The 22,002-nt window shown below is 42.4% G+C and carries 19 protein-coding genes; 6 read left to right on the forward strand and 13 right to left on the reverse strand.

Going from position 1 to position 22,002, the window contains the following annotated elements; genetic code table 11:
- Window positions 1-37: 37 nt before the first annotated feature.
- Window positions 38-2,734 (reverse strand): DUF2339 domain-containing protein, encoded by a 2,697-nt coding sequence (locus AC4CU2_RS13990; RefSeq protein ID WP_490768970.1) that lies wholly within the window; start codon window positions 2,732-2,734, stop codon window positions 38-40.
- Between the two features lie 162 nt (window positions 2,735-2,896).
- On the opposite strand from AC4CU2_RS13990, the gene polA reads away from it, so the two are divergent.
- Entirely contained in the window at window positions 2,897-5,662 is a 2,766-nt protein-coding gene (gene polA, locus AC4CU2_RS13995) for a DNA polymerase I (protein WP_279044207.1), read from the forward strand.
- Window positions 5,663-5,805: 143 nt separating this feature from the next.
- Here polA and AC4CU2_RS14000 read toward each other — a convergent pair whose 3' ends face one another.
- The 5 genes from AC4CU2_RS14000 to ppx are packed head-to-tail and all read right to left on the reverse strand — an operon-like array spanning window position 5,806 to window position 10,921.
- Window positions 5,806-6,375 (reverse strand): YggT family protein, encoded by a 570-nt coding sequence (locus AC4CU2_RS14000; RefSeq protein ID WP_004979206.1) that lies wholly within the window; start codon window positions 6,373-6,375, stop codon window positions 5,806-5,808.
- A 25-nt stretch (window positions 6,376-6,400) separates the two neighbouring features.
- A complete protein-coding gene (gene proC, locus AC4CU2_RS14005) occupies window positions 6,401-7,231 on the reverse strand; it encodes a pyrroline-5-carboxylate reductase (RefSeq protein WP_078426677.1) in 831 nt (276 codons plus the stop codon).
- Between the two features lie 28 nt (window positions 7,232-7,259).
- Window positions 7,260-8,606 carry a tRNA lysidine(34) synthetase TilS gene (gene tilS / locus AC4CU2_RS14010; RefSeq protein WP_279044205.1) on the reverse strand — a complete coding sequence of 449 codons (1,347 nt, stop codon included), beginning with the start codon at window positions 8,604-8,606 and terminating at the stop codon, window positions 7,260-7,262.
- Window positions 8,543-9,367 carry an acetyl-CoA carboxylase carboxyltransferase subunit alpha gene (locus tag AC4CU2_RS14015; protein WP_078388708.1) on the reverse strand — a complete coding sequence of 275 codons (825 nt, stop codon included), beginning with the start codon at window positions 9,365-9,367 and terminating at the stop codon, window positions 8,543-8,545. Before AC4CU2_RS14015 ends, tilS begins: the two co-directional genes overlap by 64 nt.
- 30 nt (window positions 9,368-9,397) lie before the next feature.
- Window positions 9,398-10,921: an exopolyphosphatase gene (ppx, locus tag AC4CU2_RS14020; RefSeq protein ID WP_201706083.1), complete on the reverse strand. Its 1,524-nt coding sequence runs from the start codon at window positions 10,919-10,921 to the stop codon at window positions 9,398-9,400.
- Between the two features lie 263 nt (window positions 10,922-11,184).
- On the opposite strand from ppx, the gene trxA reads away from it, so the two are divergent.
- The 3 genes from trxA to AC4CU2_RS14035 all read left to right on the forward strand — a co-directional run bounded on the left by trxA (window position 11,185) and on the right by AC4CU2_RS14035 (window position 13,765).
- Window positions 11,185-11,511 (forward strand): thioredoxin, encoded by a 327-nt coding sequence (trxA, locus tag AC4CU2_RS14025; protein WP_078388709.1) that lies wholly within the window; start codon window positions 11,185-11,187, stop codon window positions 11,509-11,511.
- 331 nt (window positions 11,512-11,842) lie between these two features.
- A complete protein-coding gene (gene rho / locus AC4CU2_RS14030; RefSeq protein ID WP_078388710.1) occupies window positions 11,843-13,111 on the forward strand; it encodes a transcription termination factor Rho in 1,269 nt (422 codons plus the stop codon).
- Window positions 13,112-13,522: 411 nt separating this feature from the next.
- Window positions 13,523-13,765 (forward strand): hypothetical protein, encoded by a 243-nt coding sequence (locus AC4CU2_RS14035; protein ID WP_004692268.1) that lies wholly within the window; start codon window positions 13,523-13,525, stop codon window positions 13,763-13,765.
- Between the two features lie 142 nt (window positions 13,766-13,907).
- Here AC4CU2_RS14035 and AC4CU2_RS14040 read toward each other — a convergent pair whose 3' ends face one another.
- From AC4CU2_RS14040 to pheS, 3 genes are all read right to left on the reverse strand, one after another.
- Complete coding sequence (locus AC4CU2_RS14040; RefSeq protein ID WP_004649746.1) at window positions 13,908-14,204, reverse strand: integration host factor subunit alpha; 297 nt, start codon at window positions 14,202-14,204, stop codon at window positions 13,908-13,910.
- Window positions 14,201-16,582 (reverse strand): phenylalanine--tRNA ligase subunit beta, encoded by a 2,382-nt coding sequence (gene pheT / locus AC4CU2_RS14045; protein ID WP_279044202.1) that lies wholly within the window; start codon window positions 16,580-16,582, stop codon window positions 14,201-14,203. The genes AC4CU2_RS14040 and pheT overlap by 4 nt, the downstream gene beginning before the upstream one ends.
- A gap of 132 nt (window positions 16,583-16,714) precedes the next feature.
- Window positions 16,715-17,695 carry a phenylalanine--tRNA ligase subunit alpha gene (pheS, locus tag AC4CU2_RS14050; RefSeq protein ID WP_004979194.1) on the reverse strand — a complete coding sequence of 327 codons (981 nt, stop codon included), beginning with the start codon at window positions 17,693-17,695 and terminating at the stop codon, window positions 16,715-16,717.
- 157 nt (window positions 17,696-17,852) lie between these two features.
- Between pheS and AC4CU2_RS14055 the strand changes: the two genes are divergently transcribed.
- Complete coding sequence (locus AC4CU2_RS14055) at window positions 17,853-18,869, forward strand: hypothetical protein (protein WP_279044201.1); 1,017 nt, start codon at window positions 17,853-17,855, stop codon at window positions 18,867-18,869.
- Between the two features lie 61 nt (window positions 18,870-18,930).
- Here the strand turns inward: AC4CU2_RS14055 and AC4CU2_RS14060 are convergent, their stop codons facing one another.
- Both AC4CU2_RS14060 and AC4CU2_RS14065 read right to left on the reverse strand, forming a co-directional pair.
- On the reverse strand, window positions 18,931-19,143 hold the full coding sequence (locus AC4CU2_RS14060; RefSeq protein ID WP_004692273.1) for a KOW domain-containing RNA-binding protein: 213 nt from the start codon (window positions 19,141-19,143) through the stop codon (window positions 18,931-18,933).
- 129 nt (window positions 19,144-19,272) lie between these two features.
- A complete protein-coding gene (locus AC4CU2_RS14065; protein ID WP_035326386.1) occupies window positions 19,273-19,824 on the reverse strand; it encodes a P-loop NTPase family protein in 552 nt (183 codons plus the stop codon).
- Window positions 19,825-20,016: 192 nt separating this feature from the next.
- Between AC4CU2_RS14065 and AC4CU2_RS14070 the strand changes: the two genes are divergently transcribed.
- Entirely contained in the window at window positions 20,017-21,225 is a 1,209-nt protein-coding gene (locus tag AC4CU2_RS14070) for a hypothetical protein (RefSeq protein ID WP_279044200.1), read from the forward strand.
- A 29-nt stretch (window positions 21,226-21,254) separates the two neighbouring features.
- Here the strand turns inward: AC4CU2_RS14070 and rplT are convergent, their stop codons facing one another.
- The gene (gene rplT, locus AC4CU2_RS14075; RefSeq protein ID WP_004692276.1) at window positions 21,255-21,614 is read right to left on the reverse strand and encodes a 50S ribosomal protein L20; all 360 of its coding nucleotides are present in this window, start codon (window positions 21,612-21,614) and stop codon (window positions 21,255-21,257) included.
- Window positions 21,615-21,625: 11 nt separating this feature from the next.
- The gene (gene rpmI / locus AC4CU2_RS14080) at window positions 21,626-21,820 is read right to left on the reverse strand and encodes a 50S ribosomal protein L35 (protein WP_004278281.1); all 195 of its coding nucleotides are present in this window, start codon (window positions 21,818-21,820) and stop codon (window positions 21,626-21,628) included.
- Between the last annotated feature and the right edge of the window lie 182 nt (window positions 21,821-22,002).

Genomic DNA, 22,002 nt, shown 5'->3' on the forward strand with positions numbered 1-22,002 from the left:
CCTTATGATCCCTGCAGACATAAGGAGCTGAATTTGTTTAATTGGTCTTTTCCTCAAGTTCAGGCATCGGTGCAATATACGCAATCACCAACATCACCAAACCTGCACCTAAAAATGAAATCACGCGGGTGAGTGTCCCAATGTGAGATAAGTCAAACAATACCAATTTCAGCGTCACCAGAACTAAAATACAGCCGCCAAAAATCCACAATGAACGCAGGTTGCGTTTGGTTGCCGTCAGCATGCAAATGAAAGCCAAACTAACCCAAAGCAAAGTAAAGCTGAGTTGCACCAAAGCATTTTCCCACATTTTCCAGTCATTATAGGGTGTTAGGAAATAGACATGCAGCGCACGTAGCACCACATAACTACTGAGCCAAAGTAGGCTCGACATCATCAAAATGGCACCCAGACTTTTCTCCAAGCCCTCTTTCATTTGCAAATTCAGCATCCAAATGAAACCAATCAGCATTGCAATACTAACCAAGTCAAATGGGTTGAAAATGGGTAGCCAGTACCCTGCAAAAGCTTGTTGGCTAAAGATCTGAGAACACACGATCCAAAACAACATGAGCACTAAGGTATTGCGTGCTTGCCAAAACTGTCTCCATCGCGTTTGAGTCGATTGTGTGTAGCACCATGCAGCAAAGGCCAGCGGCAAAATGACCATGCTTAAATACGGCATACTTGGAATGAGGGTTAAGCTGGTCAGCGCTAAACTCAGTAAAGCACCCAAACTCACCCACTCCTGCTCATCCTCTACGCCCTGTAACGGGCGGAGCCACAGCAACGTGAGTAATCCACTCGTTAAAGCAAACAATAGCCGGTCTAAACCAGTCGACCACATAATGATGCCATCATGGCTCAAGCCCACCAAGAAAATAAAGGCAACTGCATACAACGGAATCAGGCCAATCCATTTGGGTAATAGCCATGACCAACTGGCTTTACGGTAGAGCAACCATTCATTCAGCACTGTATATAAAAGTACGATGATCAGCAGCGCCATCGTCACCTGACTTTTACTGTGGATTTCATCCAAAAGTAAAATAAACAACATGCTGGTTGCTGAAAGCAGTTGTAAGCAAAAAAAGGCAATGGTGGCAAAAGACAACTGTTGTCTAAAGCGCTCTACACTGTTGGCAACGGCAACCACAGCAAAATAACTCAGACATAGCGCCCAATAGACTTCCGTTGGAAAACGATTGAGCTCCACCACATAGTACAGACTTGAGAGCCCAGCCACGGCCAATAAACCCATCGCCAAATAACGATTCAAGGCGGAATTTCGATATAAGGCATACATAAAGATCAGTGCACCCTCAACACTCCACCCCACCACACCCCATTGATCAGGCAGTAAAATAGGGGGAATCAGCGCCAAGAAGACCAAAGTCAAACTGAGATAACTTTGCGCAATCAGCTCAACGCTATGGGCTCTTTTTAGCAGCTGATAAAGCATGGCATAGAGCGCTGCAAAGCCGAGACTAAAGCCTGCCTGCCAAGTCGTTTCCTCAAAATACATCACATACAAAAAAGCAAAAGCAATAATGGGTGCAGCAAAAATCAAAGCCACATCCAAGATCGGTTTCAACTTAAACTGAGTTAAATCCTCGCGTGCCAACAGTTGGCTATAACGAAAACTCAACCAAATAAAGACCGCACTATGTGCCAAAACCAACACGGCCAGCATGTCTCGCTCAGACGCTTTACCCTGATAAAAGGCATAAGCTCCGCCTACGACCACCGTCATTAAAAAAGCAATTTGGTTAAGGACTTTCCACGGCCTGAACGTGCTTAAAACAGCAACCGCAATATTGATGACCAAATAGTAGGCCACCAGTTCTATCGCAGTGGCATTCCGTATAGGCAAAGTAAAAGGTGCCAAATAAGCAATGATCAGTGCCATCAACGCCAGCTCAATCGACTGCTGTTTTAAACTGAGCCAAAGTGTAAGCGCCATCACCACCACAAAGCACAGGCTTGCAATCACTAAACTTGCAATCACACCGTTGTAGTAAGCAAAAAATAAAGTCAAAAATAAACCTGACAGTCCAAGTGCTTCCAAAGCCAAAGCAAAACTACGGTTCTTTTGTAGGAGCGCATAACCAAAGACCACAACGCCCAGACTTACCGCAGCAACGAGACTCAGTTTAACAGCAAGACTCAACTGCCAATGTTCGGTGGCAAAGCGTAATAATAAAATAAGCCCAATCAGCAGTATCACAATCGCAACTTTTAAGACAGGATTGCCCTGCCAAAGCCAGCGTTTCACTTGCTCACTGAGACTTAAATCATCTGTGTTGTTTAGAGTAGTGGGTAAAGAGGGAGAATTTTCAGATTCTGTGAATCGGTCAGATATCACCTGATATGGCTGTGCTTGCACGGATAACAATAGATATTCTAGATGACGCAACCATCGAAAGAAAAAGAACAACCAGCCACTGATCCCCAATCCAATGAGTCCGCCCCATTGTCCCACCATACCGATCAAAATGACGAAAGCAGCAAGGTAAAGCGGCACTTTTGACGTTGGCTGAAAAGCAATGCCCCGTTGTTCCGCCAACCTCGCACTGGGGTTTTCAATGCTATCGACATAGTGCATAACACTCATGATCAAAGCAATTCCACACAATGCACTCAACAGCGGTACAGCCAGAAACCATGCTGCAATAGCAACAATCGTGAGCCCCATCAACCACATCATGCGAATTTCACGCTGTCCAGTTTGCATCCGTTCTCAATCTCTTTTTCTCATCTTCAAATAATACATCAGCTTGTAGTGCATCTTTAAGCGCATAACCGTAACCATCTATGCCAATCGGTACATCAATACACTTTGTTCTGCGTCAAAATCACGTACAATAAACGGGTTATTTGGATAAGGAATCTTGCAATGCCACCATTTGTCTTGGTCGATGGCTCATACTTTTTATTTCGTGCTTTTCATGCTTTGCCACCGCTCACCACGTCAACTGGCTTACATACCAATGCAATTCGTGGGGCAATTTCTGCCATCCAAAAACTGATGCGTCGTACCCAGCCAACACATATGGCAGTCATTTTTGATACGCCAGAACCAACTTTTCGTCATGTGCTATCGCCAATTTATAAAGGTGACCGCCCAAGTATGCCTGAGGAATTATCAGAACAAATTCCATACTTGCATGCCTTAATTCGTGCTTTGGGTATCCCCTTATACATGCTCCCAGGTGCAGAAGCAGATGACATCATCGGGACTTTAGCCAAACGTGCGGAAGCCGCGGGACAGCAAGTGCTGATTTCCACAGGCGATAAAGACATGGCACAGTTGGTGACCGATAAAGTCACCTTAGAAGACAGCTTTAAAGACAAGCCGATGGATGTGAATGGCGTGTTTGAAAAGTTTGGGGTGTGGCCAAACCAAATTATTGATTATCTGACCTTAATGGGCGATGCCTCTGACGGCATTATGGGCGTTCCGGGTGTCGGGGCTAAAACCGCAGCAAAACTGTTAACAGAATATGGCTCGATTGGTGGCATCTTAGAAAATGTCGATAAAATTAAAGGCAAAGTCGGTCAAAACATCAAAGAACATGCTGATGGCATTGCGCTTGATCATCAACTGGCAAGTATTGTCTGTGACTTAGAGACAGGACTGACCTTTGACGATCTTAAACTCCAAGATCCAAATACTGAAGCCTTACGTTCACTGTATACCGAACTGGAATTCCGCCAGCAGTTACAATCGCTCGATCATCCAAACAATCCCAATAGTGCAACCTACAAACAAGCGACGCAACACATTGCCAAATCAGCACAATCTGAAACCGTCATCAATACAGAAGATCAGGCCGTTCAAAGCAGCGTCGATGACCAACTGGGGCAAGCGAATTACCATACTGTGCTCAGTGCAGAACAGTGGACTCAATTATTCAAACGTTTAAGTACAGAAAAACGTTTTGCCTTTGATACCGAAACCACCAGTTTAGACTATCGCGTAGCACAAATTGTTGGTTTCTCGGTCGCGTTCGATGCGCAAGATGCGTATTACGTTCCACTTGCGCATGATTATGAAAATGCACCTGCGCAGCTAGATCGTGAACAGATCTTGGCGCAAATTAAACCTATTTTAGAAGATGAATCGGTTCAGAAAATCGGTCATCATTTGAAATATGATGCGCATGTCTTAGAAAATCATGGCATTGAACTAAAAGGCTGGTATTTCGATACCATGTTGGCATCTTATGTACTCAATGCTGTGGCGACTCGTCACGGGATGGACGACGTTTCGCGTCTCTACCTCAGCCACTTAACCACGACCTTTGAACAGGTGGCAGGTAAAGGCGCAAAACAAAAAACCTTTAACCAAATTGAGATCGAAACCGCCGCGCACTATGCAGCTGAAGATGCCCATGTGACCTATCGACTGTTTGAAGTGCTCGATGCCAAACTACAAAAGCATCCCGAACTGGTCAATATCTTGCACAATGTCGAAATGCCAGTTGCCCGTGTCCTGACCATCATGGAAGAAAATGGCATTGAATTGGATCTAGGCTTCCTTGACCAACTTGGTGTTGAGTTTGCCAATACCATGGCCAACCTTGAAAGCCAAATTACCGAACTGGCAGGACAAAGTTTCAATGTCAGCTCGCCGAAGCAAGTCGGTGAAATTCTGTTTGATAAACTCGGACTCAAGGGCGGCAAAAAAACCGCAACAGGTCAGTACAGTACCTCTGAAAGTGTTTTAGAAAAGATTGACCACCCAATTACCGAGCTAATTTTGGACTATCGCGGTTTATCCAAACTAAAAAGCACCTATACCGATGGCTTATTAAAACAAGCCAACAGTGATACCCATCGTGTGCATACCAGTTACCACCAAGCACTGACCGCAACTGGTCGTCTGTCTTCGACCGACCCCAACTTACAGAACATTCCTGTGCGTGAGGAAATTGGGCGTCAAATTCGTAAAGCCTTTATTACACCACAAGGTCGCGTATTATTGGCAGCCGATTATTCACAAATTGAACTGCGTTTAATGGCGCATTTCTCACAAGATGAAGCCTTGGTCGATGCCTTTAATCATGGACAAGATGTACACCGTCGTACAGCGGCTGAAGTCTTAGGTGTTGCACTTGAAGATGTCACGTCAGACCAACGTCGTCAGGCCAAAGCCGTCAACTTCGGTCTACTCTACGGCATGTCTGAGTTTGGCTTAACCCGTCAACTCGGTTTTAGCCGCGAAGAATCGCGTGGCTATATTGCGAAATACTTCCAACGTTATCCGGGCGTGCTCGACTATATGGAACGTACCCGTCAAATTGCACGTGAACAAGGTTTTGTCGAAACCATTTTAGGCCGTCGCTTGTATACGCCCGATATTATGGCAAGCAATAAAATAATCAAACAAGCGGCTGAACGTGCCGCAATTAATGCACCGCTGCAAGGTTCTGCTGCGGACATTATTAAAATGGCGATGATTGCAGTTGATCAAATGCTGCCTAAAAATCAAGCCAAAATGCTACTTCAAGTACACGATGAATTGGTTTTTGAAGTCGATGAAAGTATTGCGGATGAACTGGCTTCGAAACTAGCAGACGTCATGCAATCTGTTTTGCAAATTTCTGTGCCATTGTTGGTTGAAGTCGGCAAAGGTCGAAACTGGGATGAAGCCCACTAAAACATTTGCGCCTTTCTCCTCTTAGGAGGAAGGCTGGTATGAAGCTCATTTACCTCCTAGAAGAAATATCAACGTCTTCACCTAAAAATTTCAACCACAAAAAAAGGACTCGCAATCGAGTCCTTTTTTTATTCGCTACAATCTTATAAACCAGTGAGCAGAACAATCGCCACTTCATTCATAATCATTTCAGCAATATACAGCGCTAAGAACGCCACGATTGGAGAAAGATCTATCATGCCCATATTGGGCAACAAACGGCGAAACGGTGCCAATAATGGTTCAGCAAGCTCCTGAATTACTTCGATATAAGGCGAACGTGACTGCGTAAACATCACCACCCAACTTAATATAATTGTTGCAAAAATCAGGTAACGACAGAAACGAATCAAGTCCTGAATCATGGTCACAAAAGTTAAAATAACCAAATGCACAGGACTATTCGGCATCGCTCCAGAGAGATACATGACGCCAAAAATTTTCAGTAAGTACAATAAAACCAAAAGTACTAAAGCCGCTAAGTTAACACGGCCTTTCGCTACATTTGGAAAAATACGACCAAACATATCCACAATTTTTGTGGCTTTTACGGTCGACATCACCACTGGGTTATAAAAGTTAACCGCTGCCAACTGCATGAGAAAGCGGAAGAACACCAGTAAAATTGCAACGTTAATAATGATGCCAAAAATTAGCGCAGAGTTTGCACCCATACTTGAACTTTCCTAAATAAAACGATTATTTGCTACTTTCACTCAGCTCTTGAGCAAGTTCCTGACTTCGCTTTTGAGCAGCAGCCAATGCAGCTTGGATATTTTGTGAAATTTGTGCACGATCAAACACTTCAAGTGCCGCTTGGGTTGTACCATTCGGTGAAGTGACATTTTTACGCAATTCAGCTGGTGTATTTGAGCTCGTGATTGCCATTTGTGCCGCACCCAATGCAGTTTGCAACGTCAACGCCGTTGCTACTTTTTCATCTAGACCGAGGTTTTTACCTGCACGGATCATGCTTTCCATCATATAGAAAAAATACGCAGGACCTGAACCAGACACCGCAGTCACAGCATCAATTTGCGCTTCATCGCCTACCCATAAAGTCAAACCTGTCGCAGCAAGTACTTGGCTCGCCAAATCACGGTCTTCTTTATCTACAGCCTCAGTGGCATATAAACCATGCGCACCTGTTTGTACTAAAGCAGGCGTATTTGGCATCACACGAACAATACGATTAGTGCCAGCTAATGCAGCAATCGTTGCAATTTCAGCACCCGCAACAATCGAAATAATCAACTTACCGTCAAATAAACCGTTTAATGGTTTTAAAACATCGGCTAAAACTTGAGGTTTAACCGCTAAGACCACGACATCGGCTTCACGAATCGCAGATGCATTGTCCTCAGTCACCACCAAGTCTTTTTCAGCCAATAAATGACGAACTTGTTCAACAGGATCAGAAACCGTAATGCGAGTTGAAGGTAAACCACGTGAAATCAAGCCACCAATGAGGGCTTGAGCCATGTTACCACCGCCGATAAAACAAATATTACGATTCAACACTGCGCTCATGATTATTTCTCTATCCTGAATTTTTTAACTAAGCGATTAAATTTGGTTGCCATCCACCCGCTTCACAATAAGCCGACTCGACCAACCAAAATCCTTTAGGCGTAAAAACACCAAGCATAACATTATCTATGCTTAATATTTGTATTGTATGACGTTGCCACGGAAAAATTTGTGCGCTCTGAATGGCTTTTTTCAACGGCCAAGCCCCAACACGCCCATACAAATGCAATTTTTCCCCACCTAAGCGCGGTTTTATCTGTAAAGGCTGCTCCAATAGTGCAGAAGACAGTCCATATTTTTGTGTTTCAATCCGATATTGCCCTGAAGCCAATGCATAAGCTTGATCTAAACTAAAACGCTGCTCAATTGACTCAATAATCTGACATTCTTCCGCCAAATACTCTGCTTTACTGACACGAAAGAGTTGCTGTTGATAACGCACATAATAATATTGGTTCCAATGCAATGCGGCTTGGGCATCCACTTTGGATTCAATCACTTCATCAAACAAGCGTTGCACCATATCAAAAGCTGGACGATACAAATCCTCACCTTTCATCCAAGCGGACAGTAACTGTCGCTGTCTCGGTGCAGATAACTGACGAAATGGGGTTAAATTTAAAACCGCAGCATTCCCGCAACTGGCCCAATCTTGCGCCAACACATCGGCCAAAATCGTTTCGGCATCTTGCATCAAATAACTGGTGCGTGCCAAAGCTTGCTGCATTTTCGGAAAGCGTTGTTCTAAAATTGGCCACAATTCAGCTCGGCACCATGCCCGATCATAACTGGTATCAAAGTTGGTTTGGTCTTGAATATTTCTCAGCTGCATCTCAGCAGCCCACAGCTCAATTTGCTGTCTGGACAAAGCCAATAGAGGACGCCAAATTGTAAATTGTTCTCGTATATCGATGCTCTGCATGGCGGCAAGTCCATGAATTCCCGCACCAGAGAGTAAACGGAGTAAAACGGTTTCGGCTTGATCTTGTTGATGATGGGCGAGAACTAAAATTTCATTGGTAAGAAGATGCTTCTGAAAGGCCGCATAACGTGCACTACGCGCTTGGCTTTCTACATTGCCTAGATCAACATCCACCGCTTGAATCACACATGGGACATCCAAGACATAGCATTGTTCTTGAACAAAGCTACCCCACTGCGGGCTGACATCCTGCAATTGATGATCAATATAGATGGCGCGAATGCGCTTGGGAAATAAATGAGACATCAAATGTAGCAGCAGCATGGAATCCATGCCACCACTACATCCGATTAAAAAATGAGGCTGTTCAGGTGTATCCTGAAACTCAGTTAAGACACTAGCCCTAAATTGTCGCTGCCAAACTTCATTAAACGTTGGTAACGTGCTTCGCATCGTTCATTCGCATCCATTGGTTGCAACTCAGCCAATGCATCTTTTAAAACGGTTTTTAAAGCATGCATGACTTGTTCTGGGTTGAGATGAGCGCCCTCACCTTCATCGACCACATATTCAACAATACCAATTTTCTGTAGTTTTTCCGCAGTCAAGGCCAAAGCTTCGCTGGCTTGTTCTGCTTTTTCAGCTGTTTTCCATAAAATAGATGCACAGCCTTCAGGTGAAATGACTGAATAAATACTATGGGATAACATCACCACACGGTCAGCCACACCAATGCCCAGTGCGCCACCTGAACCGCCTTCACCGAGTACAGTTGCAATTACAGGCACTTTCAAGCTTGAAAGTTGTGCCAAAGAGGTTGCAATTGCTTCAGCCTGACCGCGTTCTTCTGCACCCACACCTGGATATGCACCCATGGTGTCAATAAAGGTAAAGACGGGTAGATTAAAACGTTCAGCCATATCGAGTAAACGTTGTGATTTACGGTAACCTTCTGGGTTACTCATACCAAAGTTATGTTGTAACTTTTCACGCGTACTGCGACCACGGTGTTGACCCACAATCATGACTGGCTGACCATCAAAGCGAGCTAATCCACCGATCATTGCACCATCATCACCAAATAAGCGATCACCATGCAAAGCATCAAATTCGGTAAAAATTTCACTCACATAATCTAAAAATTGCGGACGCTCAGGATGACGTGCAATTTGAACCGTCGTCCATGCTTTGGATTGCGCAGCTTTATTCTTCATAGCTCAACCATAAATCCCTAATTGACCAATTTATTCATCGACAAATTGTTCTGATTGGATATCCAGCTCAACATCCCAATGCTTAAATTGCGCTTGCTCATCATGCAAGTCTGCAACCAGCAAAGGCCATTGCGCGGCATTACCAGAAACACTCAGTTGCCATTGTTGCGCATTGCCTACTGTTAATTCAATGGCAGGAAGCATCTGATCGCTACGACTATGATTCAGTAAAACAGCGAGGCGAAGTAACAAACACAGATAGACTAATTTGTTGCCGCCAACCTTCATCACATCGACACGCGCGTCACTGCGCAGCTTACGACGGTGATGGGCCACCAAATGCGACAGATGGTTTTGATCAATTTGTGAGAAGCCCGCAATGTCAGAATGTTGCAATAAATATGCGCCATGACGATGGTAGCCCGCATGACTAATCGCTAAACCAATTTCGTGCAGATAAGCTGCACGACGCAGTAAATCACTGTCTTCTGTGGTTAATTTCAGTAAATCCGCCACACCATCAAACAAATGCTGAGCCATATTCACGACCCGTTCAGCTTGTTTTGGATCAGCGTTATAGCGTCCCATTAACGCTTGTACAGAACGATCTCGAATATCTTCATGTTGAAAACGTCCCAGCAAGTCGTACATCACCCCTTCACGCAGGGCACCATCTGAATACACCAGTTTATCCAGTTCAAGTACATCGAAAATGGCATAAAGTATAGCGATTCCGGCTGGCAAAACTGCTCGACGGTCTTCTTTTAGGCCATCAAATTCCATCTCAGCGACATGTTTATATTTGAGCAATTTTTCTTTGAGCTTATCTAAACCGTCACGGGTGAGTTCTTCTTTTTCATTACTCCAACCCATATTCACGGTAATTTGACGACACGCTTTAATGGTTCCACTCGAACCGACCACCGTATCCCAACCCGCTTCTTTATAGGTATTGGCAATACCAGACAGCTCCTTACGCGCTGCTACCACAGCTTTATCAAAACTTTTTTGGTTAATTTCACCGTCGACAAAGAAGGCTTTTGTAAATGCTACACAGCCCATTTGTAAAGATTCGGTATGAATGGGCTCAAATTCTTCACCAATAATCAGCTCTGTCGACCCCCCACCAATATCAATCACAAGACGGCGTCCACTGTTTACCATGGTATGAGATACACCTAAATAAATCAGACGAGCCTCTTCACGACCTGCAATAATTTCGATGTGCTTCGGCAAAATTTCTGCCGCTTTTTGAATAAATTCATGTCCATTTTTGGCTTGGCGTAGCGCATTGGTCGCCACAATTCTTAAACGATTCGGCTGAACCGAACCTAAACGTCCGACAAAGCGAGATAAACAGGCCAAACCACGCTGCTGTGCGGCTTCTGTTAAGTTTTTGTTTTCATCTAAACCCGCTGCTAACTGTACTTTTTCTGACATTGACGCAACTTTTTTCACTTCGCCATGGTCCACTCGTGCAATCGCTAAGTGGAAGCTGTTCGACCCCATATCGATGGCAGCAAGTAACTCTTCATCAATTAAAAAATCAGACATGATTTAATATAAACCTATACAGAATTGTGCTTAGATTAATTCACCTCCATGCAATTTAAAAGCCATTTATGGTCAGAAATTGACGAGCTTTTAAAATTTCAGCATATATGACAATTGTGTTACACGATCAGTAACATCGTGAGCATCAATTAGACAAACTCAAACTAAAGGTTGAAAATTTAGGAATCCATCTACTCAGTGATAGCAGGCTATGACATACTATTAGCCATAAAACTATCCAAAAATTGAAACTGGAGTTATCCATGTCTGGCAATATCGTAAATACAACTGATACAAACTTCGACGCTGATGTACTGCAATCAGACGTTCCTGTGCTCGTTGACTTCTGGGCAGGTTGGTGTGCACCGTGTAAAGCCATTGCACCTGTATTAGAAGTATTGGCGAACGAATACGAAGGTAAAGTGAAAATTGTTAAAGTTGACGTCACTGCTTGTGAAGCAACGGCTGTGAACTATAACATCCGTAACATTCCTGCATTACTGATGTTCAAAAATGGAGAAGTTGTCGCTCAACAAGTGGGCGCTGCACCAAAATCGAAACTAACGGCTTTCATTGAAGAAAACATTTAAGCATCTGTTTAGATCAAAAAATGAAATACGCTGTTTAAACAACAGCGTATTTTTTTCGGCTATAAATTGACAAGTCTAACTTTCTCTCTTATATTGCATGATCAAGAGATAAAGGATTATTCAATCCTGCCATTTTCTTAAAAGACACAACACATAAGATCGCCGCTCGGCAATACAAATTGTTTTGACACATTTTTCTTTAAACAATGAATCAGTCCTCTGAATTGTTATTGTGCAAATACAATTGCGTTACTTCATTGCATGTCTGCGGCTAAATGTTGCTTCCTTTTCATCCTGTATTTTAGAATTTTTGATTCTTATCTGACCTCCTATGAATTTAACCGAACTCAAGAAAAAACCGATTGGCGAACTCATCAAAATTGCCGAATTTATGGGCCTGGAAGGAATGGCCCGTAATCGTAAGCAAGACATTATTTTTGCCATCTTAAAGCGCCATGCGATGAATGGCGAAGAGATCTTTGGTGATGGCGTTTTGGAAATTCTGTCAGATGGCTTCGGCTTCTTACGCACTGCAGCGGGTTCTTACCTTGCAGGTCCAGACGACATTTATGTTAGTCCATCGCAAATTCGTCGTTTCAATCTACGGACTGGCGACACCATTACAGGAACCATTCGTCCACCGAAAGAAGGCGAACGTTATTTTGCACTGTTAAAAGTGAACCAAATTAACTACGACACTCCTGAAAACTCACGCAATAAAATCTTGTTTGAAAACCTAACACCACTTTTCCCAACCGAGCAATTGGTGATGGAACTTGGTAATGGGACGACAGAAGATTTAACCGCACGTGTGGTTGACTTGGTTGCACCTATCGGTAAAGGCCAACGTTCAATTATCGTAGCACCGCCAAAAGCGGGTAAAACCATGTTGTTACAAAATATCGCTCAGTCGATCGTGCGTAACAACCCTGAATGCTTCCTCATCGTTCTTCTGATTGATGAACGTCCTGAAGAAGTGACAGAAATGGAACGTACTGTTCGTGGTGAAGTTATTGCATCAACGTTTGATGAATCTCCAGCTCGTCACGTGCAAGTAGCTGAAATGGTAATTGAAAAAGCTAAGCGCTTGGTTGAACACAAGAAAGATGTTGTCATCCTTCTCGACTCAATTACCCGTTTAGCACGTGCTTACAACACCGTTGTTCCTTCATCTGGTAAGGTTTTAACTGGTGGTGTGGATGCACATGCGCTGGAACGCCCTAAGCGTTTCTTCGGTGCAGCACGTAATATTGAAGAAGGTGGCTCACTAACCATCATTTCTACAGCTCTGATTGAAACAGGCAGTAAAATGGATGAAGTGATCTACGAAGAGTTTAAGGGTACAGGTAACCAAGAAATTACACTGGATCGCCGTATTGCGGAAAAACGTGTCTTCCCTGCGATGAATATCAAAAAGTCGGGCACCCGTCGCGAAGAGCGCTTAATGTCTGAAGACAATCTACGTAAAGTTTGGATTTTACGTAAGTTACTTCATACCCAAGATGAACTTGCAGCAATGGAGTTCCTACTTGATCGCATGAAAGAAACTAAAACCAACGATGATTTCTTTGATCAAATGAAGCGTAAAGCGACCAGCTAATCCGACCTGCTTCACCTAAAAAGGCTGTCTTAACGACAGCCTTTTTATTTGGTTGACTTAGCTTACACAAAGCAACATTTCATCCGATTCTCTGTAAACTTATTTGCAAGTTTTTGATAAACAAAAATTTGAAATAAAAAATCTTCATCTTTTTAAATGTTTATTCAGTACTTCTCCAATACAAACCTCATCATTGATTGTTATTTTCTGTTAAAAAAGCCCTGTTTTTAGACCTTTTTTATCACTTTTTTCATCCCAGCTAGTAGCAATTCAAAATGCGCAGTGATAGCATATTTGCAGACCAGTTAGGCTGCTCCTGCATTGTTAGTCCCTAGCAAAATTAGGAACAATAAAAGCACACAACAGACTAACGTCGGTTTTTTTTAATCTCATATTTTAGAGAGTGATGCCATGTTATTCAAAAAAATTGCTATTGCTGCTGCAGTTGCTACTACTTTAGCTTTCGTTGGCTGTGCTAAGAAAGAAGAAGCTCCTGCTGCTGAAGCTGCATCTGAAGTTGCTGCTGCATCTGAAGCTGTTGAAGCTGCATCTGAAGTTGCTGTAGACGCTGCTGCTGCTGCTTCTGAAGCTACTGTTGCTGCATCTGAAGCTGTTGAAGCTGTTGAAGCTGCCGCTTCTGAAGCTGCTCACTAATCCTTTAGATTAGTCAGTAAAAAAGAGAGCCCTTGGCTCTCTTTTTTTACGCTCAAAATTTATCAAAAAACGACATTCCATTATCTGGCAAGAATTGAATCAGCCAAACAATCACCAAAAATTCTAAGCAAAAAAAAGCAGATCAATCGATCTGCTCATTTCCCACACGCTGGCGGAATTTCTGCCCTGCGCGGAAGGTTACTACACGGCGTGCAGAAATCGGAATTTCTTCACCCGTTTTCGGGTTACGACCTGGACGTTGACGTTTATCACGCAACTCGAAGTTACCGAAACCAGAAAGTTTAACTTGCTCACCAGAGATTAGCGCTTGGCTAATCTCGTCAAAGAACAACTCGACCATTTGCTTAGCTTCACGACGGTTTAAACTCGTGAGCTCACTTAGATGGTCAGCCATTTCCGCTTTTGTTAATGCTGTCATGAAGCCCTCAATGTCGCCTGATAAGTGTTTTCCAACACTTGTAAAATATGATCCATACCGGATTTAATTTCAGCATCTTCAAGCGTACGTGATGGGTGTTGCCAAAGAAGTGCAAATGCCAATGAGCGCTTACCGTCTTCAACACCTTGCCCAGTGTACACATCGAATAACCAAGTCGAGTCTAAAAGCTCACCACCTGTTTTTTCGATAAGTTGCTGAATTTCACTTACATTTATCTTATCACTAATTAAAAGCGCAATATCACGTCTAACCGACGGAAAACGTGATAATTCTGTAAAATTAGATACATAAGTTTGCAAAACAGCCGATTGATCAAGTTCAGCCACCCAAGTTGTGCTCAAATCCAATGCATCTTCTAAAGATGGATGTAATCGACCAAAGTAACCAATAGATTGACCATCGACTAAAACCTCAGCAGACTGTCCTGGATGCAACCAGCTACGCTCAGAACGAACATAGTCTACTTGCACACGACCTGCTGCCAATACTTCTTCAATTTCACCTTTGAAATCAAAGAAATCCATAGCTTGAGGTTTAGCATGCCAAGTTTCTGAAGTTTTTGCACCTGTTGCAATCACTGCAAGGGTAGGAATTTGTTTCAAATCATGAATAGATTCAGCGTCTTGATAGTCAAAGCGTAAGCCTAGTTCAAAGAAACGTACACGACTTTGTTGGCGGTTTACGTTGTATTGCACACAAGGAATCAAACTAGAGAGCAGTGTTGAACGCATCACCGCTAAATCGCTTGAAATTGGGTTAGCCAAAGCCAAAGGATTCACAGCCGCATTGAGTTGCTTCTCAAGCTTTAAGTCTGCAAAGCTAAAGCTAATCGCTTCTTGATAACCCAAAGTCACGAGGGTTTGACGAAGCTGAGCTATTTCAAATTGGTCTTGATATTGAGCCAATTTCGCTTCAATTTTTGGCAAACTGATTTGAATATTGTCATAACCATGAATACGCGCAACTTCTTCAATCAGGTCTTGGTAGATCGCCATATCATAACGGTGTGAAGGCGGCACTACAGACCACTGGCCTTCTGCTTTAACCGTCACAGCACAACCTAAACGGGTTAATGCATCCGCAATAAATGCAGCATCTACGCGATAACCCAACAGTTGATCGACTTGTGTTTGTTCTAGCTCAATCGCTTCGCGCCTAGGCAAAACTTCAGCTTGTTCAGCAACAGTAATCGGACCAAATTCACCACCCGCCAAATCAGCAATCAATTGTGATGCACGATGCATTGCCAGCATTGGTAGTTCAAAATCCACGCCACGCTCATAACGCTGTGATGCATCGGTATGTAAGCCAAAGCTACGGGCACGACCTGCAATTGCTAATGGGGCAAAGAATGCAGACTCTAAGAAAATGTCTTGGGTTTCATCGGTAACAGATGAAGACAAGCCACCCATGATGCCTGCAATCGCTAATGCTTTTTCATCATCCGCAATCACCATGACTTTTTCATTGAGCTCAACTTCTTGTTCATTCAGTAGAACCAATTTCTCCGCCGTATTCGCTTGACGAACTTGGACTGAACCTTGAATTTTTGCTGCATCAAAAGCATGGAGCGGTTGACCCAACTCCATCAGTACATAGTTGGTAATATCAACCAAAATACTATGCTGACGAATCCCTGAGCGAACCAAAGCACGTTCCATCCATTCTGGGGTTGCGGCTTTGGTATTCACGTTTTTAATCACACGACCCAAATAGCGCGGGCAGCCTTCAGTGCTCACCACCACTTTTTTCTCATCGGCAATGGTCGCAGCAACGGCATTAATTTCAGGTGTAGTCACAGTCAGTTGGTTAATTACCCCAATTTCACGGGCAATACCACGAATACTGAAACAGTCACCACGGTTTGGCGTGATGCTGATATCAATGACATGATCATCTAAATTTAAATATTCACGAATATCCACACCGACAGGTGCATCAACGGGCAGCTCTAAAAGGCCATCAATTTTGTCTTCTAGATCAATTTCAGATGCACCACACAACATCCCTTGTGATTCAATGCCACGAAGTTTGCCTTTCTTGATTTTGAAATCGCCTGGAAGCACAGCACCAATGGTTGCCACTGGGACTTTCATACCAACCCGTACGTTTGGTGCACCACAAACAATTTGTAAAGGTTCCCCTGAACCAATATTCACTGTGGTCACACGTAAACGGTCTGCATCAGGATGTTGCTCTACCGTCAACACTTCACCAACAACCACGCCAGTGAACGGTTTTGCCGCAGGCGATAAATCATCGACCTCTAAACCCAACATGGTCAGTTGATCAGATAAAGTATTGCTATCAACGGCTGGATTAACCCATGTACGCAACCAATTTTCGCTAATTTTCATTTTGTTAAAAACCTATAAATCTAAATTTTTGAATCCCCCTCTAACTCCCTCTTTTGGAAAAGAAGGAGAACCCCGAGTCATCACAAATAACTCCTCTCCTTCAAGGAGAGGCTGGGAGAGGTATAAATCTGTTTAAGCAAATTGGCGTAAGAAACGCACATCGTTTTGGTAGAACATACGTAAGTCATTGATGCCATAACGAAGCATCGCAAAACGTTCCACACCTAGACCGAAAGCAAAGCCTTTGTATTTTTCAGGATCAATCCCTGCTGCCTGCAAGACATTTGGATGTACCATGCCACAACCAAGCACTTCTAACCATTTACCACGCTCATCCATAATATCCACCTCAGCACTTGGCTCTGTGAATGGGAAATAAGATGGACGGAAACGCACTTTTAAGTCTTTTTCAAAGAATTCGTTTAATAGATTAACCAACAAACCTTTCAGTTCTGCAAAGCTGGTATTTTCAGCGACATACAGACCTTCAATTTGATGAAACATTGGCGAATGCGTTTGGTCAGAGTCACAGCGGTATACACGACCTGGACATACAATACGAATCGGGGGTTGCTGGGTTTCCATGGTACGAATCTGCACACCAGAAGTATGGGTACGTAACAAATGTGTCGCATCGAAATAGAATGTATCGTGCATTGCACGCGCAGGGTGATGCCCTGGAATATTTAAAGCTTCAAAATTGTGGTAGTCATCTTCAACTTCTGGCCCAGTTTCAATCACAAAGCCCGCTTTGGTAAAGAACTGACAAATACGCTCTTGTACTTGAGTAACGGGGTGAATACTACCAATCGTTTGACCACGACCCGGTAAAGTAATATCCACCGTTTCACTTGCAAGTTTTTGCGCCAACGCCGCTTGTTGTAATTGTGTTTGGCGTTCAGTTAAAGCACCGGTAATCGCTTCGCGGACTGCATGAATTTGCGCACCAAAATTTTTACGCTCTTCAGGGTCCATTTTACCTAAAGCTTTTGATTGCTCAGCGAGCTGGCTTTTCTTACCCGTAAACTGCACTCGTACTTGATCGAGTGTAGCAAGGTCCTCTGCTGCTGCAATCGCAGCAAGCGCTTCAGTGGTCAGGGCTTCCAGTGACATAGTAACTCTCAAAGCAACAATTTATAAAATTAATAAAACCCCATATTCTATCAGTTTTTAAGCACGTTGATGAAGCTCTACGATCAGGAAAATTTGTTTAGTACATGGTTTTATAATCAGGTTAAGATAGGGCCATCACAGAAGAGAACAACAAACGATGTCGCTTGATCCTATTTGGCAACAACAACTTACTTTAGTGACTTATGGCAATGAATATTTACGCCACAACCTAAGTTTCCAACGTTGGTTAGAACATGCCATTTTTGACCGACATTGCTTTCAGTTCCGTGACCTAAATAGCCAACATTTACTGGCTCAGCATTTTCAGGTATGGCTTGAAGCCTTAAAAAAACAAGGGGTCAAACAGCTCAGTCTGCATAGCTCAACATTGCTAGCAGATGAAAAGAACCCCAACTCAAATATTGAACTCCTCGCTACACCACATATTATTGTGAGCCATCAAGCACAGCAAAAAACTGCTTGGATTTTTGGTAAAGAACTGGCTGAGTGGTACAGCGCTGAACATGATTTTATAGTTCCAAAGGCACAACAAAGCTCAATCCGTAGCGAAAATTTATGGCGTTTTGAACTGAATCACAAACTCAGCAAACGCATTGAAGCGGATTTACAAACGCCGAAATGGGATGAAATCGAGAACTTTACCGAACAAGAACTATTTAGTGCGCCATTTGCACAAGATTTAGTAGAGCCAGAGACGGCAAACTTACCTTACTATGGGCAACAAGATGCCACAGATGCAGTCCACCGTCTCGCTCTTTTACCAACAGATTACGCTGCTGATTATGCACACCAAACGCTGTATCGTTTAGATACACTATCAGCATTGATCCAGACTAAGATTCAACATCCTTATAATGCAGAAGGCCAAGTACTCACGCCAGATGAGCAATTGAACTTACGTCATTTTGAGCAAAAGATTGATGATTTAAGTACCAAGTTTATCGTAAAAGTGGCCAATCACTATCAAACCGCGCAGCTCACACCCAAAGACACAACTACACCACTGGATGCACGTAATCATCCAACACCTAAATTAAGTGCGATAGAGAGCAGGCCTCATGAAATACACCATAAATCGGGGAAAACTGGGGTGTTTGCTTTAATCGTGATTACGATTTTGATCTGCCTAGTTGGCTATTATTTTGGCTTATAAGTTATTACCGAGATATCTAAGCGCTCCTCTCAATGAGCGCTTTTTTATGGATTCAATTTCTTTAGGCAGTAATTAGAAGATTGAAGGGCCGAATCTTGATTTGTACCTTATGCTGATTGGCATGTTGATTAATATAATGATTAACCGAAACAACCTCCCCCTCTAGCTCCGCATCAGGTCCATACATAATTTTGACTGACTCACCTTTTCTGGGAATCATTTGTAATTCCACCGTGATACTTCCCTGTCCCATTCCAGTAATTTCTGCAAGCATATCCCGCTCCTTTTCTTTTTAATCTTTTTATTTATTAGGCATCGACCACCTTTGAGATTAAAGCAGATTTATGTAACTAAAGCTTAGAGGTTCATCTTAATCGCTGAGTATGCACTGCTATTCTCTGATTTAAACGCTAAGCTTTTCAACAGCCAACTGATCTAAAAAATGACTCACCTGCTTCGGTGTCTTTAAATGAATCCACTGTATATGTTGATATTCAGGCATCTGCATCATTTTTAGGTATTTCTGTCGGTTTTTAGCATGTGTTTTAATCATCCACCAAATAATCGAGTCCCGACCAAACATCCGCAGCAAACTTTCCCGATTATTCGAGTTTTCCCATAAATCCTGTTGTGCCCATGCCCGCTGAACCGCACGCTTCACAGAACGGTAAAGGTTGACTGGAAAAGGTAAGTCCAACCAAATGACAGTATCAATTTCCGCCCATTTCACAGGAATGGCGCGGGTATAGTTACCATCGATCACATAGCCCTGTGTCGCCTTCTGTACTTCTGCCTCAATCTTGGCAAAGAACACCTCATCGGGACATTCTTGCCAGTCATCAAGCCAAAATAGATTATCCAACTCGATATAATGCAAATCTAACTTTTCGGCCAAAGCTCTGGAAAATGTAGATTTGCCTGTAGCAGAAGTTCCTACAACATTGATTCTTTTCATAACCATCTACCAAGACTCGAAAAGAGTTAAAAAAACTATATCTAGAAGTTTCAATACTTAAAACATTATTAGCAATAAAATTACAATTAAAGTAATAGCCTAAAAACGTAAACACCGATATTCTCTGCACCGACAAAACAATAATTTTTAGTATTTATTCAATTAGTAAAATATAGTTATCGGAATTAAAAAGTGTACCTAAATAGAGCTTATCGCCAAATTGCATTTGTGAGTTATGGAAATGAATATTTAAATGGTGCGGTTGATACAGAGATCCTAGATAGGCATCCATTATTATTCAACCATTTTCCAATATTACGTGATACTAAATACGGTACGCTTTTATGCGGTTCTGCTTCACATCTCTTAAGTAGGTTACAAGAATCCGGAGCCATAAAACTGAGTTTACATGTTGCTCAAGACTTGCATATGGAACTCAATGACTCTTCGATTTTTTATTTTTCAACCGATGAAGAAAGTTTCTGTATTGTTGTGCATTATCCTCATAATGAATATAAAGTTTTAATCCATAGCGATGAAACACCAACATGGCAAAGTTTTGATGAACATGGAAACAAAGATTTTTATAATTATTCCAATTATTACCAAAATGTAGAGGCATACACGTTACACCACCCATCCCCTCAAGCAATTTCTACTATAGAACAAGACTTAAAGCCAATCAATTGGGATACTTTTTTTAAAGACACAGAAGCACGTCTTTATTTTAATGATATGGCAAAACAATATGGCAGTTATCCAATTCCATTAGATATCAATAATTGCTATGTCGGCGATTTATTCAATGATTCTATAAAAGAGCAGTATCCGATATTTCCATTCACTATCCGAAAAAATTACGCTTCGAATTTGATAGAAAATACAGCTTTATTAGAACAGCAATATTCCGCTGCATCACATTCAAAAAATGAATATTCCGATTATATTCAAATGAATAATAACGAAAGGGATACTTTTTCAGCAGCCTATAATCAACTGACCCTACTCCGCCCACTAATCTTTAAACACTGTGCAAATCAATATCAGTTTTCAGACATTAAAAATTGTAATTACTTGTCCAATATTCCAGAAACAACAAAAAATTCTTCTTTTTCTATTGAAAAAAATACCGTTCAAATTCGGACATCTAACGATGTAGTAGAAAACACCGCACACCTAAAAGACATAGAACATCAAGTAGAAACAAAGTGCGTAGCTGTAAGCTCTTTTAATTTATTCAAAATCATGAAATTTTTATGGCACATCATTTGGTGTTACTGTGCATTGTGGACTTTGGCTTTCTATTCCGTATCATGGGGAAATACTTTTATACTAACGATTGCATTTTTATATGCACTTTATAAAAGCATCATTCATTCAAACAATAAAAAAGACCGCTAAAAAGCGGTCTTTCTTTAAGTCTTAAAGACTTATGCAGCTAATGCATCTTTAGCTTTAGAAGCTAAAGCAGCAAATGCAACTGCGTCATGCATAGCGATGTCAGCAAGTACGCGACGGTCGATAATCACTTGAGCTTTTTTCAAGCCAGCGATCATACGGCTGTACGATAAACCATTTAGACGAGCACCAGCATTAATACGCGCAATCCATAGAGCACGGAATTGACGTTTTTTCTGACGACGGTCACGGTAAGCGTATTGACCCGCTTTGATTACTGCTTGGAACGCTACGCGATATACGCGTGAACGAGCGCCGTAGTAACCTTTAGCACGAGCAAGAATTTTTTTATGACGGCGATGAGCCTGTACACCACGTTTTACACGAGCCATTTATAATCTCCTTAGATGTATGGGCACATACGACGAACTGAAGCAACGTCACTCACGTGAACCATTACACAGCCGCGTAATTGACGAATACGCTTAGCAGATTTTTTGGTCAAAATGTGGCGTTTGAACGCTTGTTTACGCTTGAAACCGTTAGCAGTAGCTTTAAAACGCTTAGCTGCACCACGGCGAGTTTTCATCTTAGGCATAACAACCTCTTTTGAACACCTGTTCGGAACGTTTGCACCATTGCAAAACGACCTGCAGGTAAGGGAGCGAATATTCTAATCGAACTTTGTCTAAAACAAAAGCAAATAATCAACAATAAAAGCAAGCTTAGTTTATTTCCCGATAAGCTTTAAGCGATGAATTTATAACCGAGGTTTAGTCC

The sequence above is a fragment of the Acinetobacter sp. 797_lipA genome (genome assembly GCF_058243025.1).